Source organism: Bradyrhizobium sp. T-1 (assembly GCF_053592855.1).
The window spans coordinates 550936-566003 of record NZ_CM132115.1; the positions used below are offsets into that span (position 1 = coordinate 550936).

Annotated in this window: 13 protein-coding genes and 1 pseudogene; 6 read left to right on the forward strand and 8 right to left on the reverse strand. The window is 64.0% G+C overall.

Features of this window, described 5'->3' with window-relative positions; translation table 11 throughout:
• Nucleotides 1-12 precede the first annotated feature (12 nt).
• Nucleotides 13-2355: a xanthine dehydrogenase family protein molybdopterin-binding subunit gene (locus tag ACWAT4_RS02610; protein ID WP_212303631.1), complete on the reverse strand. Its 2343-nt coding sequence runs from the start codon at nt 2353-2355 to the stop codon at nt 13-15.
• Between the two features lie 84 nt (nt 2356-2439).
• On the reverse strand, nt 2440-2925 hold the full coding sequence (locus ACWAT4_RS02615) for a (2Fe-2S)-binding protein (RefSeq protein WP_194479056.1): 486 nt from the start codon (nt 2923-2925) through the stop codon (nt 2440-2442).
• Nucleotides 2926-3659: 734 nt separating this feature from the next.
• Between ACWAT4_RS02615 and ACWAT4_RS02620 the strand changes: the two genes are divergently transcribed.
• The 5 genes from ACWAT4_RS02620 (at nt 3660) to ACWAT4_RS02640 (ending at nt 9111) form a co-directional block, all read left to right on the forward strand.
• Nucleotides 3660-4109, forward strand: coding sequence for an SRPBCC family protein (locus ACWAT4_RS02620; protein ID WP_212303630.1), 450 nt, complete (start codon nt 3660-3662; stop codon nt 4107-4109).
• A 292-nt stretch (nt 4110-4401) separates the two neighbouring features.
• Nucleotides 4402-6117: a PQQ-dependent methanol/ethanol family dehydrogenase gene (locus ACWAT4_RS02625; protein ID WP_249149595.1), complete on the forward strand. Its 1716-nt coding sequence runs from the start codon at nt 4402-4404 to the stop codon at nt 6115-6117.
• A 137-nt stretch (nt 6118-6254) separates the two neighbouring features.
• Entirely contained in the window at nt 6255-7457 is a 1203-nt protein-coding gene (locus ACWAT4_RS02630) for a c-type cytochrome (RefSeq protein ID WP_449729740.1), read from the forward strand.
• A gap of 135 nt (nt 7458-7592) precedes the next feature.
• A complete protein-coding gene (locus tag ACWAT4_RS02635; protein WP_212303628.1) occupies nt 7593-8279 on the forward strand; it encodes a response regulator in 687 nt (228 codons plus the stop codon).
• Between the two features lie 130 nt (nt 8280-8409).
• The gene (locus ACWAT4_RS02640) at nt 8410-9111 is read left to right on the forward strand and encodes a response regulator (RefSeq protein WP_212303627.1); all 702 of its coding nucleotides are present in this window, start codon (nt 8410-8412) and stop codon (nt 9109-9111) included.
• Nucleotides 9112-9122: 11 nt separating this feature from the next.
• On the opposite strand, the pseudogene ACWAT4_RS02645 reads toward ACWAT4_RS02640, so the two are convergent.
• The 4 genes and pseudogenes from ACWAT4_RS02645 to ACWAT4_RS02660 all read right to left on the reverse strand — a co-directional run.
• Nucleotides 9123-9215: pseudogene (locus ACWAT4_RS02645) on the reverse strand (alpha/beta fold hydrolase); the annotation flags it as partial.
• Nucleotides 9216-9244: 29 nt separating this feature from the next.
• Nucleotides 9245-9646, reverse strand: a complete 402-nt coding sequence (locus tag ACWAT4_RS02650; protein WP_212303690.1) for a cupin domain-containing protein — start codon at nt 9644-9646, stop codon at nt 9245-9247.
• Between the two features lie 44 nt (nt 9647-9690).
• On the reverse strand, nt 9691-11031 hold the full coding sequence (locus ACWAT4_RS02655) for an epoxide hydrolase family protein (RefSeq protein ID WP_212303626.1): 1341 nt from the start codon (nt 11029-11031) through the stop codon (nt 9691-9693).
• Nucleotides 11032-11080: 49 nt separating this feature from the next.
• Nucleotides 11081-11758, reverse strand: a complete 678-nt coding sequence (locus ACWAT4_RS02660) for a VOC family protein (protein ID WP_449729741.1) — start codon at nt 11756-11758, stop codon at nt 11081-11083.
• A 156-nt stretch (nt 11759-11914) separates the two neighbouring features.
• Here ACWAT4_RS02660 and ACWAT4_RS02665 point away from each other — a divergent pair, with 156 nt between their 5' ends.
• Nucleotides 11915-12412, forward strand: a complete 498-nt coding sequence (locus tag ACWAT4_RS02665) for a MarR family winged helix-turn-helix transcriptional regulator (RefSeq protein ID WP_433995286.1) — start codon at nt 11915-11917, stop codon at nt 12410-12412.
• A gap of 79 nt (nt 12413-12491) precedes the next feature.
• Here ACWAT4_RS02665 and ACWAT4_RS02670 read toward each other — a convergent pair whose 3' ends face one another.
• A complete protein-coding gene (locus tag ACWAT4_RS02670) occupies nt 12492-13850 on the reverse strand; it encodes a hybrid sensor histidine kinase/response regulator (protein WP_212428160.1) in 1359 nt (452 codons plus the stop codon).
• Nucleotides 13847-15013, reverse strand: coding sequence for an FIST N-terminal domain-containing protein (locus ACWAT4_RS02675; protein ID WP_449729742.1), 1167 nt, complete (start codon nt 15011-15013; stop codon nt 13847-13849). Before ACWAT4_RS02675 ends, ACWAT4_RS02670 begins: the two co-directional genes overlap by 4 nt.
• Nucleotides 15014-15068 lie beyond the last annotated feature (55 nt).

The following is a 15068-nucleotide window of genomic DNA, read 5'->3' on the forward strand; positions in this document are numbered from 1 at the left end:
CGTTCCTCCCTCTTAAGCCGCGTGGATCGTGCGCCACACCCGGTCAGGGGTCGCGGGCATTTCCAGATTGTTCTTGCCGATCGCATCCGTGATCGCGTTGATCACGGCCGCGGAGGCGCCGATCGCGCCGGCCTCACCGCAACCTTTGATGCCCAGGGGATTGCCGGGGCACAGCGTCGTGGTGTGGGAGAGGTTGAAGGAGGGGACATCGTCGGCGCGCGGCATGGCGTAGTCCATGAACGAGGCCGTGACCGGCTGGCCGTTGGCATCGTAGATCGCGTGCTCCAGCAGCGCCTGCCCGATGCCTTGAACAAGGCCGCCATGGACCTGGCCCTCCACGATCATCGGGTTGATCAGCCGGCCGAAATCGTCGGCCGCGACGAAGTTGACGAAGGAGGTCTTGCCGGTGCCGGGATCGACCTCGAGCTCGCAGATATAGGTGCCGGCCGGGAAGGTGAAGTTGGAGGGGTCGTAGAAGGCGCTTTCCTTCAGGCCCGGCTCCATCCCGTCAGGCAGATTGTGCGCGGTATAGGCCGCGAGCGCGACCATCGGCAGCGCAATCGCCTTGTCGGTGCCCGTCACCTTGAACTCGCCGTTCTCGATGACGATGTCGGCTTCCGAGGCTTCCAGCGCATGCGCGGCGATCTTCTTGGCCTTGGACTCCATCTTCTCCATGGCTTTGAGGATCGCGGTGAGACCGACGGCTGCCGAGCGCGAGCCGTAGGTGCCCATGCCGAACTGCACCTTGTCGGTGTCGCCATGGACGATCGAGACCTGGCTGATGGGAACGCCGAGGCGATCCGCGACCAGCTGACAGAACGTGGTCTCGTGGCCCTGACCGTGGCTGTGCGAGCCCGTCAGGATCTCGATGGTGCCGACCGGATTGACGCGCACCTCCGCAGATTCCCACAGACCGACGCCGGCACCCAGGCTGCCGACGGCCTTGGACGGCGCGATGCCGCAGGCTTCGATGTAGCAGGACACGCCGATGCCGCGCAGCTTGCCTTGCGACTTCGCCTGCGCCTTGCGGGCAGCGAAGCCGGCATAGTCGATCGCCTTCATCGCCGCGTCGAGCGAGGCATTAAAGTCACCGGTGTCATAGGCCATGATCACCGGGGTCTGGTGCGGGAACTGAGTGATGAAGTTGCTCCGGCGCAACTGGGCCGGATCGACCTTGAGCTGCCGCGCGGCCGTCTCCATCAGACGTTCGATCAGGTAGCTCGCCTCGGGGCGGCCCGCGCCGCGATAGGCGTCGACCGGCGTGGTGTTGGTGTAGACGCCGACAACCTCGGCATGGATCGCCGGGATGTTGTACTGGCCCGACAGCAGCGTCGCGTAGAGATAGGTCGGCACCGACGACGAGAACAGCGACATGTAGGCGCCGAAATTCGCGTAGGTCTTCACCTTCAGGCCGGTGATCTTGTTGTTGGCGTCGAACGCCATCTCGGCGTGGGTGACGTGATCACGGCCATGCGCGTCGGTGAGGAAGGCCTCGGTGCGGTCGCCGGTCCATTTCACCGGGCGGCCGACCTTCTTCGAGGCCCACAGCGCCACCATCTCTTCCGGATAAATGAAGATCTTCGAGCCGAAGCCGCCGCCGACGTCGGGGGCGATCACGCGCAGCTTGTGCTCGGGCGCGATGTTGTAGAACGCCGACAGCACTAGGCGGGCGACGTGCGGGTTCTGCGAGGTCGTATAGAGCGTGAAGTGCTCTTCCGCCGCGTCGTAGTCGGCGATTGCCGCGCGCGGCTCCATCGCGTTCGGGGCCAGGCGGTTGTTGGTGACGTCGAGCTTGACGACGTTGGCAGCCTTGGCGAAGGCGGCATCGGTCGCGCCCTCGTCGCCGATCACCCAGTCATAGACCTGGTTGCCGGGAGCCTCGGGGTGAAGCTGCGGTGCGCCGGCCTTGATCGCGGCGTGAACGTCGGCGACGGCCGGGAGCTCTTCATAATCCACGACGACCGCCTCGGCCGCGTCGCGCGCCAGATTCTTGCTGTCGGCGATCACGACCGCGACGGCCTGACCGACGAAGCGCACCGTCTCCGGCGCCATCGCCGGCCATGCACCCATCTTCATCGGGCTGCCGTCCTTGGAGGTGATGGCCCAGCCGCAGATGAGGTTGCCGACCTTGTCGTCGACGAGTTGTTGTCCGGTGAGCACCGCGACCACGCCCGGCATCTTCAGCGCCGCGGATGAATCGATCGCCTTCACCTTGGCGTGCGCGTGCGGGCTGCGGATGAAATGGGCATGGGTCATGCCCAGCAATTTGATGTCGTCGACGTACCGGCCCTTGCCGGTAATGAAACGCTTGTCTTCCTTGCGCACGACGCGCGCGCCGATGCCTTCAACACCCATGTCTGGTCCTCCCGACCGGAATTGTTTCGACTGCGCTTTCCCTCGAAAGCGGCAGCGGTGGTTCTTGATTCGAGGCGCGCCGCCTTACTCGGCCGCCTGCGAGACCTTCATGCGTCCGGCTGCATCCAGCACGGCCTTGACGATGTTGTGATAGCCGGTGCAGCGGCAGATATTGCCTTCGAGCTCGTGACGGACGGTCGCTTCGTCGAGCTGGCCGCCGTGGCGATGGACGATGTCGATCGCCGACATGATCATGCCGGGGGTGCAATAGCCGCATTGCAGGCCATGATTGTCGCGGAAGGCGGCTTGCATCGGATGCAGCTCGTCGCCCTTCGCGATCCCTTCGATGGTGGTGACACTGGCGCCGTCAGCCTGACCTGCCAGCATGGTGCAGGATTTCACCGCCCTGCCGTCCATATGGACGACGCAGGCACCGCACTGGCTGGTGTCGCAGCCGACATGCGTTCCGGTGAGGTTGAGGTGATCGCGCAAGACGTGGACCAGCAGCGTGCGGTCCTCGACGTCGACGGCAACGGCCTTGCCGTTCACCGTCAGTTTGACTGTAGACACAGAGAGTACCTCCCGAATGTTTGTAGTTATTCCAATTAGAGACAGCGCGAACGGAACTTTGCAACTGGGATTTTAGGAACCATGCGTCATGGAAAGGTCATCGTGGCGGCTGCCGCTGATCTGCGATTCGGTCACGATGTTCCGTGCCGCCGCCGATGTGTGGCGCGGCCTCGCAGGGAGCTTTCAAAAAGGTGTCCGCTACGTCTGTGACGGCGTACGCGCGATCGCCATCGCGCGAAGCGCTTGCCTGGTCGCGTCTCGTGCCTCGCCCGCCCGCGCGTCGGTTTCTCCCTCAAATGCCTTGTTCGTTGCGCGAATAGGAGCACGCGTCCATGCCGTTGTAATCGCGATCTTGGTAGTAGGCTTTGGCGACTTAAGTCATTGATTTTACTTGCGGCAATGCAGCGAAGCCGACTCCGGCCGGAGTGTGGAACGAACCATCGGAGTCGCAACACTCGGACGTCATTTCGAGGTCTGCGCGGAGCGAGGGCGCCTGGAATCCATCGAGCGGCAGAGTTGGTGGATGAATGGATTCTCAGATGCGCAATTGCGCATCATGGCTCGCGACGGAGCCTGTCATTGGGCCGCGCTTCGCGCGGACCCGTTGGTCGCGCTCCGGAATGACATCGAAGGAATGAGCCGCCGCAAAGCAGGACTAGTACTTACTGGCGATTGATTGCAGCCGCGTGCCACCTTAGTCGGCCCTGACAAGCAACAGCGAAGGGGTGGAAACAATGCAGATGAACGACAGCCAGCGCATCCCGGCGTCGAAAGAGACAGTGTGGGCCGCGCTCAACGATCCCGAGATCCTCAGGCGCTGCATTCCCGGCTGCCAATCGCTCGAGATGTCATCGCCGACGGAGATGGTTGCGACCGTGGTGCTGAAGGTCGGACCGGTGAAGGCGACGTTCAGCGGCAAGGTGACGCTGACCGATATCGAAGCACCCAACGGCTACCGCATCATCGGTGAAGGCGCCGGCGGCGTCGCGGGCTTCGCCAAGGGCGGCGCGACGGTGAGGCTGGAAGAAGAATCTCCTGGCGTCACCATCCTGCACTACCAGGCAGATGCGCAGATCGGCGGCAAGCTCGCGCAGCTCGGCTCGCGGCTGATCGATTCGACGTCGCGCAAGCTGGCTGCGAATTTCTTCGAAAGCTTCGCAGCCGTGGTAGCGCCATCATCCTGATCGCTGCCCCCGGCCAGAGCGAGTCCGGAGCGGGACCTGTCGGGCCGCGGCACCGTGCTGTCCAAACTCGATCGTCCGTTTCGAGCTTAAAAATAAGGCCAAGACGCAAGCGTCGACAACGGGATGAGCAACGAAAGCTGCCACTGATTATCACTACTACCTTCCGCCTATACTAAGCGCGCGGCAGCGATGTTGTAATTCCGAACGATGGTTCGCAGACGAACTGCGTATCATGGGCGCATCGCGCTCGAGCGCTCAACGCGGCGCATACAACAAACATCGGAGGGAATACATGACCTTTGGAACGAAGGGCTTCTTGGCTGGCATTTCGATGATTGCGATGCTGGCCGCCGCGACATCCACCGTCCGCGCCAACGACTCCCTGATCAAGGCGCAATCCGACTCGAACCAGTGGGCCGTCGCCGGTCACGACTACGGCAACACGCGCTTCAGCCCGCTCAAGCAGATCAACACCGAGAATGCGGGCAAGCTGACGCTGGCTTATTCGTTCTCGCTGGCCTCGCTCCGCTCGAACGAATCGTCGCCGATCGTCGTCGGCAACACGCTCTACGTTTCGAGCTCCTGGGGTCCGAAATACGTCTACGCGCTCGACGCCGCCACCGGCGCGCGCAAATGGACTTACGAGCCCGATATTCCCGATGACGTGCTGCAATTCGCCTGCTGCGACGTGAACAGCCGCGGCGTCTCCTATGCCGACGGCAAGATTTTCGTCGGCCGCCTCGACGGCAAGCTGACGGCGCTGGATGCCGCGACCGGCAAGTCGCTGTGGACGACGAAGGTGGTCGACTACAAGCAGGGCTCGGTCATCACCTCGCCGCCGCTCGTCGTGCGCGACAAGGTCATCACCGGCTTCGGCGGCGGCGAGTACGGTGTGCGCGGCTCGTTGCAGGCCTTCGACATCAACACCGGCAAGCAGCTATGGCAGACCTTCACCGTTCCCACGCCGGAAGAGCCCGGCGGCGACAGCTGGAAGGGCGATACCGCCCAGCATGGCGGCGGCGCGGCCTGGTTGGTCGGCTCCTACGATCCGAAGAGCGACACGGTCTATTGGGGCACCAGCAATCCCGGTCCGTGGAACACCGCGGTGCGTTCGACCGGCGACGGCAATTTCGGCAAGCTGACCAACCTCTACACGGCCTCGACGCTCGCGCTCGATCCGAACACGGGCAAGATCAAGTGGCACATTCAGACGACGCCGGCGGACGCCTGGGACTATGATGGCGTCAACGAAGCCGTGCTCGCCGACCTCAAGATCGGCGGCAGCACCGTTCCGGCACTGATGAAGGCGGATCGCAACGGCTACTTCTTCGTCGCAAACCGCGAGACCGGCAAGGTCCTCTCGGCGGAGAAATACGTGTTCTCCAACTGGGCCAAGAAGTGGGACGTCAACACCATGCGGGCGGAAGAGGATCCGGACAAGCGTCCCGGCCCCAACCATCCCGCCAAGGACATCTGCCCGAACCTGATCGGCGGCAAGAACTGGCAGCCGATGTCGTTCAACCCGCAGACCGGCCTCGTCTACATCCCGTCGAACAATGTCTGCATGGACTGGTCCGTCTCGGACGTCGCCTACAAGCGCGGCGTGTTCTATCTCGGCGCCGAATTCCCGACCAAGGAAGGCCCCGGCGGCTTCCTCGGTGAGCTCGTGGCCTGGGATCCGGTGGCGCAGAAGAAGGTCTGGTCGATCAAGGAAGACCTGCCGTTCAACGGCGGCACGCTGACCACCGGCGGTGGCCTTGTGTTTGCCGGCAACATTCATGGCGACTTCCGCGCCATCGATGCGAAGTCCGGCAAGGTGCTGTGGAGCAAGAATCTCGGCTCCGGTATCGGCGCGGGACCTGTGACCTATCAGGTCGACGGCAAGCAATATGTCGCCATCGTCGTCGGCCGCACGGCTTCGCTGCCTGCGTTCCTGGGCGAGGTAGGCAAGAAGATGACGGCCGCTGCACCCGAGGGCGGTTCCCTCTTCGTGTTCTCCGTCCAGTGACCACTCGCGCGCGTATCCTCGAGGTGACGGATACGCGCGCGCTTTTTCCCGACGACAATTGCGGCATCGGCCGATGCCTTGTGCCGCAACCATTGGCCCGACACAGCTCTGGCCCAGCAAAGCTATGGGAGACGAGGATGCGTCCGAATCATTCCGGCCTCGATTATTCCGGTCTTGGCACGAGCCGACATCGCGCTATCTCGGGCCTGCTCGCATGTGTCGCCGCGGCGTCGATCGTCTCGGCCTCGCCGTTGCGCGCGGACGACGTGCAGCCGTTCCGTCTTTGCGCCGATCCGACCAATCTGCCGTTCTCGAGCGATAGTCCGTCGCAGCCGGGGTTTTATGTCGAGATCGGGCAGGCGCTGGCGCAGGCGCTCGGCCGGCCGATCGCCTATGACTGGTACAAATCCTATTTCGGCAAGCGGACTGTGCGCGTCACGCTGCTCGGCAAGCAATGCGACGCCATGATCGGACTGCCGCGCTCCGAGGATTTCATGGGGCCGGCCGTGATCTTCTCCAACACTTTCGCAAAGGAGGGCTATGCCCTGGTGGCGGCGAAGGGACAGGCGATCGGCGGCGTCGACGGCCTAAAAGGCAAGCGCGTCGCGGTGCAGTTCGCCAGCACGCCGCAAAACCTGCTTGCCAGCCGTGACGATATCCAGAAGGTGACCGTGCTGTCGCCGGAGGAAGGCATGCAGGCGCTTGATCAGGGCAAGGCTGATGTCGCCTTCATCTGGGGACCTGTCGCCGGCTGGCTGAACAAGACCAGCTACAACGATCGCTATCAGATTCAGCTGACCGAGGGCGAAGGCCTGTCATGGGACGCCGCCATCGGCTTTGCCAAGACATCCACCGAGCTCCGTGATCGTGTCGATGCCGTCTTGCCGCAGCTTCAGAAGACGATCGGCGAGCTCGCGGTAAAGTACGGCTTGCCGACCGGGCAGCCGGTGCGCTTCGGCGCGGCCCAGGCGGGGCCGGCGGGAACGACGACGGGGACGGGAACCGGGGCCGGAGTGATCCAGGTCGCCAACGTGGTGGCGACCGAGTCCAAGGGCGATGCGTCTGTGCCGAATGCGGAGACCGTCGGCGCAGGCAAGGAGATCTTCAACGGCACCTGCGCGCATTGTCATGGTCCCGACGCCATCCAGAGCGAGCGGAAGATCGACCTCCGGCTCCTGCGCCACCGCTACGGCGACGACATGCGCGATACGTTCTGGAAGACCGTGCACGAAGGCCGGCCATCCAAGGGCATGCCGCCCTGGAAGGACGTGTTCACCGACGAGCAGTTCGACAGCATTTATTCCTTCCTGCTGACCGTTCAGGCGGAATCGAACGACTGAATGGCCTTGACCGGACGGGGGCGGCGAGATGTGCTAACGTCCATCCGCCATCCTCCCGATGCCGGACCGGCGCAGGATCGATGCGCTGCTACCGCTGATGCGGTTCAGATGCGGTGGATTCACTTGGAAGGCGCCATGGCCAGCTTCCTGATCATCGATGATCATCCGCTGTTTCGCGAGGCGCTCGGCAATGCCGTGCGGCTGGCCTTGCCTGAGGCGCGGATCCTCGAGGCGATGTCGATCGAGGATGCCCTGCATACCCTCTCGGCCGAGCAGGGAATTGACCTCGCGCTGCTCGACCTCTCGCTGCCGGATGCGACCGGTTTCTCCGGCTTTCTGCGCCTGCGCGAGGCCTATCCACGCCTGCCCGTCGCCATCGTATCGAGCGAAGAGGACCAGCGCGTGGTCGGCGAGGCGCTGGCGCTGGGCGCCGCCGGGTATCTGCCCAAGTCGACATCGAAGCGTGAGCTGGCACAGTCGATCGAAGGCGTGTTGAGCGGGTCGGTGTCGGTCCCGAAGGATTTTGTGGCGGCGCCGCAGCGGCGGCGGGCCGACGCCAGCAGGGCTCTCGAGGTCAAGCTGCGCGAGCTGACGCCGCAGCAGCTTCGCGTGCTCGACCTCCTGCGCCGCGGCTATCCGAACCGGCAGATCGCCCAGGAGCTTCGGCTCGCGGAATCCACGGTGAAGGCGCACATCACCGAGATCCTGCGCAAGCTCGGTCTGTTCAGCCGCAACAAGGCGATCATCGCGGTCGGCAAGATGGATCTGCCCGATCCGCGGGGCCGGCTCAATGCGCGCCCCGATCGCGGGAGGTCGTCGTGATGGGCGGTGTCGTTTTTGACATGGATCAAGCCGGCCCGGCCGGGTGGGGACATTCTCGGCTCAGGCAATTCAACGTCGATCCCGGCGACGTCCCGGGCTTCGGCCAGATCTTCAGAGCGGCTCACGCGCGATGCGATTTCTGATTGTCGAAGACCATCCGCTGTTTCGCGAGGCGCTCGAGGGCGCGCTGCAGATGGTGGAGCCTGCGGCCGAGATCCTTCAGGCGGTTTCGATCGACGACGCGATCGAGCAGGTCGCCGGGACACCGGAGCTCGACCTCATCCTGCTCGATCTGTCGATGCCGGGCACGACGGGCCTTTCGGGCATCATACGCATCCGCAAGACGTTTCCCAGGATTCCCGTCGTCATCGTATCGGGGCATCAGGACCAGCAGATCATCTCCGGTGCGCTGTCGCTTGGCGTGTCCGGCTACATCCTCAAATCATCATCCAAGCAGACACTGGCGCAGTCGATCGGCGAGGTGCTGCGCGGCTCGGTCTGTGTTCCCGCCGCTTATCATGGGCTGGTCCGGCCGCCGCGCGCATCCGGTCCGGCGGAGGATCTCCTGAAGCGCCTGCACGACCTGACGCCGCAACAATTGCGCGTGCTCGACATGCTCAAGCGGGGACTGCAGAACAAGCAGATCGCCTATGAGCTGAAGATTTCGGAGACCACGGTGAAGGTCCACGTCTCCGATATCCTGCGCAAGCTCAACGTGCTGAGCCGCACCAAGGCGATCGTCGAAATGTCGAGGATCGATTTCGCGACGCTGGCAGCGGGGGGGACAGGCCCGAAGCGGGAGCCCTCGCAGGCCGATCCGCCATCCGGATAGCCGGGCGGCAATCATCGGAACGAGGCGCGAACCTCGGCGATGGTCCCCTCCGGATTTTGGAGATGAGGGTAGTGTCCAATACCGGGGAGAAGCGCGAATTTGGCGCGTGGTGTCCTTTCGTCGCTGGTCGCCGTCACCTCACCAATGCAAGGAGCGGCTTGCCCTTTTCGACGATGTAGGTGGCGAGCTCGCTGCCGGTGACGCTGCCGACGTTCCTCGCCGCATGAACCGTTCCGGCCGGAATGAACAGGACGTCGCCGGCCTTCAGCGTGACCGGCGGCTTGTCCTCGATCTGGTACTCGAGCGAACCCGCGAGGACATAGATGATCTCTTCGCCGGGATGCGTGTGCTTGCCGAAGGCCACTCCGGGGGCGAGGTCGACGCGGACCTGGACGGCTTCGCGTCCGGGGACGGAGAGATCATGCCGCTGCAGATCGGTCCGAGTCACGCCCGCTTGCTGCGCCAGCGCCGCGGGCGCTGCCAGAACGCTCCCCGCGATCAGCGCCGCGATCGCCATGATCTTCATCTTCTTCACCTCAGTCGTGCTCATGTCGTGCTTCCTTGGTGTGAGCGGAACGTTCAGATCGATTTGCGCAGCGAGCGGAGGCCCGTGCGGACCTCCTCCGCAAAAAGCTGCGGTTGCTCCCAGGCCGCGAAGTGCCCGCCTTTGTCGACCCTGTTGTAGTGGATGAGCTTGTGGTAGGCGCGCTCGGTCCAGCTGCGCGGAGCCTGGTAGAGTTCGCCGGGAAAGACGCTCACGGCCGTGGGGATCGAGCTGTCGACCGCGTTGAGCGCGCTCACTCCCTTGTTCTCCCAATAGAAGCGCGCCGCCGAGACCGCGGTGTTCGTCAGCCAGTAGAGCGCGATGTCGTCGAGGACGTCGTCGCGGGTCACGGCGCCGGCGGAATGCCCATTGACGGTGCGCCCGAGCACGGCCGAGGTGATCGCCGCGGCCGGCTGCGCATCACCGTCACCGTGGTCGAGAAACCAGGCGGCCAGGCCGACCGGCGAATCCGCCAATGCGTAGAGCGTCTGCGGCCGCGTCGCCATCATCGCGGCATAGGCAAAATGCTTGGCGCGAAATTCCTTCACCTTGTCGAAGGCGTGTTGCTCCTCGGCAGAGAGGCCAGAAGGGGTCTCACCGCTCTGCAGCACCTTGGTGATCTCCGGCGGAATCGTGCCGGGGAAGTTGGTGTGGATGCCCAGCAGCTCCGGCGGGGCCTGCGCAGCCATCGCATTGGAAATGAGTGCGCCGATGTCGCCGCCTTGCGCGACAAAGCGGGAGTAGCCAAGGCGCTTCATCAGCTCGACCCATGCGCGCGCGACGCGAGGGGGTCCCCAGCCGCTGCTGGTCGGTTTGCCCGAAAACCCGTAGCCCGGAACCGACGGGATCACGACATGGAAGGCATCCGATGCGCTCGCGCCGTACGCTGTGGGATTGGTGAGCGGATCGATGATCTTCAACTGCTCGATGATCGAACCGGGCCAACCATGTGTGACGATGAGCGGCAACGCATTGTCGTGCTTCGAACGGACATGGATGAAGTGAATGTCCAGCCCGTCGATCTCGGTGATGAACTGCGGCAGGGCGTTCAGCTTTGCCTCGATCTTCCGCCAGTCGTAGTCCGTCGCCCAATAGCGGGCGAGGTCCTGAAGGATCGCTAGCTGCACGCCCTGCGATTCGTCGGTCACGGTTTCCCGCTCCGGCCACCGCGTCGCGTTGATGCGGCTGCGCAGGTCAATCAGCGCTGCCTGGGGAATGTCGATCCGGAAGGGGCGGATTTCATCAGGCGTGCCGGCCGGCGCCGGATGCGCGGGAAGAAGACTCGCGGCCGCCGCCGCGGCAAGTCCCATTCCGGCGGAACGCAAGAGTTGCCGGCGGTCCGGCTTGATGACTTCCAAGACTGAATGCGCACGCATCGGGAGACTCCCTCACTCGTTCAATTGGGTGACGTCGCGGCCGCAGGGCTCAGACCGGGAGCGGTTGGCCGGCCTGCTCGCGCGCGATGTAGTCGGCGTACCAGTCCGGCCAGTTCGCATCGTGCTGACCGCCGTTCCGCTTCTCGTGCTCGCCGTGTGCCACGGACGCACGTCGGAGCGCGCTCGCCAGTTCAGTCGAGGAGGTAAATGTCGTGCCTGCCGCATCAACGCGTCCCGGCAATCGCGAGGTCACCTCCTGGAACAGCCAGCCATTGCCGTCGGGATCCCTGAACGAAACGTATGAGCGATAGCTGCTGCGTGCGGGATCCAGACCACGGATTCGACGTCGCCCGAACAGATAAGGCTCGTCCGGTCCGGTGTGCACGTCGCCTTCGGCGTGGAAGACCTCGCTGACCTCGATGCCGCGATCGCGCAGATCTTTGCGCGCGGCCTCGATGTCGGAGACGATCAGGTACAGGCCCTGGGCGGAGCCGGGGGTCGCCTCGGTGACGTTCTTGCCGAAGATGACGGAGGAGGGTGAGCCGGGCGGCGTGAACTGGATCACGCGGTAGTCGTCGGGCCCGGCGAAATCGGCATCGAGCCTCCATCCGAGTTTCGCGTAGAACGCCTTGGCGCGGTCGACGTCGGACACAGGGATGACGACGACCTCGAGCTTCATATCGGTCGCAGGGGTTGTGGTGGTGCTGGTTGCATTGGTGGCGGGCATGGCTCTCTCCTGAATTAGATCGTATCCGATTTATTCGGGTGCGCTGTATAAAGGGCCGCAGGGCGCCAATGTCAACCCTTCCGATTTAATCGGATACGATATATATGCATGCGGAACTTCACATATCCGTGTCGGAAAGGACGCCCCTTAATGAGCCTGAAGAGCAGTCCCAGGGCCGAATCCAGAGATCATTCAACGGCTAATGAGAAACAGGAACCTGCGGGCGAGCGGCGCCTCGCCGATTTCCTGTGCTTTGCGATCTATTCGGCCAACCTTGCCTATGGACGGGCCTACAAGCCCGGCCTCGATGAGCTCGGCCTGACCTACCCACAGTGGATCGCGATCGTGGCGCTGTGGGAGCAGGACGGCCAGACCGTGAGCGAACTCGGAAACAAGATGTTCCTGGAATCCAACACCCTGACGCCGATCCTGAAAAAGCTCGAGGCGATGGGCTATTTGCGCCGCCAACGGGATCCTGCCGACGAGCGGCAGGTGCGCGTCAGCCTCACCGACGCCGGCCGACGCCTCCGCGAGAAGGGCATGCACATGAATCTCGTGAAGTCGAGCGGACTCAAGCCGGATGAATTCGCGCGGCTGCAGAAAAGCGTCGTCACGCTCCGCGACAATTTGATCAAGGCGATGGAAGAGGAGTGACAAGCCCAGCCTACTGTGCATGGGGTTGTTTTCGACATTTTTGTCTTGGCGATGCCCCGCCACTGCAAGCGGGGTGCACCTAGCTCAGCAGGAACGACAGCAGCGCCCGCATCTCGGCGGGCTTGATCGGCTTCTTCAGCACTTCGAGGCCGTGCCGGCTCGCTTCTTTCGCGGCCTTTTCGGAGTAGTCGGCGGTGATGATCATGGCCGGCGTGTCGAGCTTCAGATGCTGGCGAATGTCGGCGATCGCCGACAAGCCGCTCTCGCCGTGATCGAGATGGAGATCGGCGATGACGGCGTCCGGCGCGCCGCCGAGTTCGTTCAGGCGTGACAATGCGTCCGCGGTCGACCGCGTCGGCGCGACGTCGCAGCCCCAGCCCTCCAGCAGGGCGGCCAAGGCCTCCGAGCCGTTCGGATCATTCTCGATCAGCAGGATCTTGGCGCCCTCGAGGCCGCCATAATGCTGCGCGGCCGGCTTGATCTCGTGCGCCTCGTCGCGGACCTCGGCGAGGTCCGCCGGCTCGAGCTCCAGGGAGAAGGTCGATCCCCTCCCGATCTGCGACGACAGCCGCACCTTGTGTCCGAGCTCGGTGGCGAAGCGCCGGACGATGGAAAGGCCCAGCCCGAAACCGGCCTGGTCGCCGGCGCTGGCCTCGCCGCGCTGGAATTCGCGGAAGATCGCCTCCTGCTGCGCCTGCGCGATGCCCGGCCCGGTGTCGGAGACCTGAACGCAGATGCGGTCGCCCCTCAGCCGGCATCCCATGACGACGCCGCCACTGCGGGTGTATCGTATGGCATTGGCAAGCAGGTTCTGCAGGATCCGCCGCAGCATCATCGCATCCGACTTCACGGCCAGCTGCGAGGTGCGGATGCGCAAGGAAAGGTCCTGCCGCGCGACGATCGGCTCGAACTCGTTGCGGAGCTGCTCGAACAGGGGCGCCAGCGCGATCGGGTGTACGTCGGGCCTGAGTGCGCCGGCATCGAGCTTTGCGATCTCCAGCAGCGATCGCAGCAGGTCCTCCAGCATCACCAGCGAGCGGTCGGCCTGATCGATCAACTGCCCCGCCTCCTGCGAGGCCATCATCTCGGTCAGCGCCGACAGCGTCAGGCGCGCCGCGTTGAGCGGCTGCAACAAATCATGGGTGACCGAGATCAGCACCGAAGACTTCAGCGAGCTCGCAGCCTCGGCTTGCCGCTTGGCGCGGTAAAGACCCTCATTGGCGCGCTCGATCGAATGCAGCGCCTCGCGCAACTGATGAGTCCGGTCGCGAACCTTGTGATCGAGCGCAATCGCGGTCTCGAACAGCGAGAAGGCGTTGAGCTGCTGGTCCATCGAGCGTTCGACGCGCGACATCAGCGCGGCATTGATCTTTTTCAGCTTTGCCGCTTCGCGCTGCAGCTGCTCGACGGTCTGAGGATCCTGCCAGCTCTCCGTCACGCCCGGCGCCTTCCGATCGCAACGCCCGTGAAGGTCTGGTTCACATGCATGGAGCCAAACTGTTCGCCATAGGTGTGGAATCCGACGACGCGATTCTGCCGGTACAACTCGGACATGTCGCGGGCTAGCTGATGCTGCTCGGCGTCCAACCGGCGGAGCAGGCATTCGAAGCCGATATAGAGCGAGACGTCTCCGATCTGGTCGCGGATTTCGGCGAAGGTGTCGCGGGTCGATCCGACCAGGCTTCGCGATGACGCGGCGGTCAGCACCATGCCCTCATCGATGGCGCAGAAGAAATGCAGGGAGCCGTCCGGCTCGACCCGCTGGATCGATCGCGCGTAGTAGGAGCCGCCGACGCGCACCAGGACGGGATGGGATGCGAAGGAGAACGGATCGAGCTTGGCATCCAAGATCCCGACCATGCGCGAATATTCCTCGGCGGCCGGCTCCGCATTCAGCTCCCTGACCGTTCGACTTTCGATGTCGGCCTCTGTGACCACCATCTTCTGCGCCCGCGGTTCGAAATTGTCGCATTTGAAGGCTCGGAACGGCAGGGACGTGCTCAGCAGGATCAGGAGCGCGGCATTGGTGTGCGCCTCACCGTCGAAAAACACCCAGGTCTTCTCGAAGCGCATTCCGTCGCCTGCGGATCCGCCGACCACCGGGATGTCGTCAAGCGAGGCATAGATCGCGGACATCACCGCCTCTTCGCGGCGGCACAGGCCGTCGATCAGGACCAAGCCGAACGGACTGCCGTGATCGATCTGCGGGGTCGCCCGCAGCAGCTCGTGGCGAAGCTCGCCGCCGATCCTGCGGCCGTCCTCCACCTGGAAGCTGTCGAGGTTGAGAATGGGCCGCACTGCGGCCGAGAAGTCGGCGCGGCCGAAGGCGAGGGCCACGACACTGTTCTCGTCCCAGCCGTCAGGGGCAAGCTCGCCCGCGGTGGTGCAGCCGCAGACTTGGGTCTCATCGAATTGTCGGGTGATCGCGGCGATGAAATGATGGGGGTCGTAGCGGGGGGAGAGGAAAACCAGGATCAGTGCCAGCTCGTCGGACGGAAGCTGGGCCGCAAGCTCGGCCACGGCCTCGTCGACGGTCGCCGCCTTCGATTTGGCAACGGCAACACCAGACGCACCGCCAAACCGAAACTCGGTTTGCCCCACTCCGTTTCTCCCTTGAGGATCCGCTTGGTCTAACGCCAGTTGCGTGATTATTGCC

Coding starts and splice junctions, on each gene's coding strand:
- ACWAT4_RS02660 (WP_449729741.1), bottom strand. CDS start 11,758: ATGCCCGCCACCAATGCAACCAGCACCACCACAACCCCTGCGACCGAT.
- ACWAT4_RS02630 (WP_449729740.1), top strand. CDS start 6,255: ATGCGTCCGAATCATTCCGGCCTCGATTATTCCGGTCTTGGCACGAGC.
- ACWAT4_RS02655 (WP_212303626.1), bottom strand. CDS start 11,031: ATGCGTGCGCATTCAGTCTTGGAAGTCATCAAGCCGGACCGCCGGCAA.
- ACWAT4_RS02625 (WP_249149595.1), top strand. CDS start 4,402: ATGACCTTTGGAACGAAGGGCTTCTTGGCTGGCATTTCGATGATTGCG.
- ACWAT4_RS02610 (WP_212303631.1), bottom strand. CDS start 2,355: ATGGGTGTTGAAGGCATCGGCGCGCGCGTCGTGCGCAAGGAAGACAAG.
- ACWAT4_RS02635 (WP_212303628.1), top strand. CDS start 7,593: ATGGCCAGCTTCCTGATCATCGATGATCATCCGCTGTTTCGCGAGGCG.
- ACWAT4_RS02620 (WP_212303630.1), top strand. CDS start 3,660: ATGCAGATGAACGACAGCCAGCGCATCCCGGCGTCGAAAGAGACAGTG.
- ACWAT4_RS02640 (WP_212303627.1), top strand. CDS start 8,410: ATGCGATTTCTGATTGTCGAAGACCATCCGCTGTTTCGCGAGGCGCTC.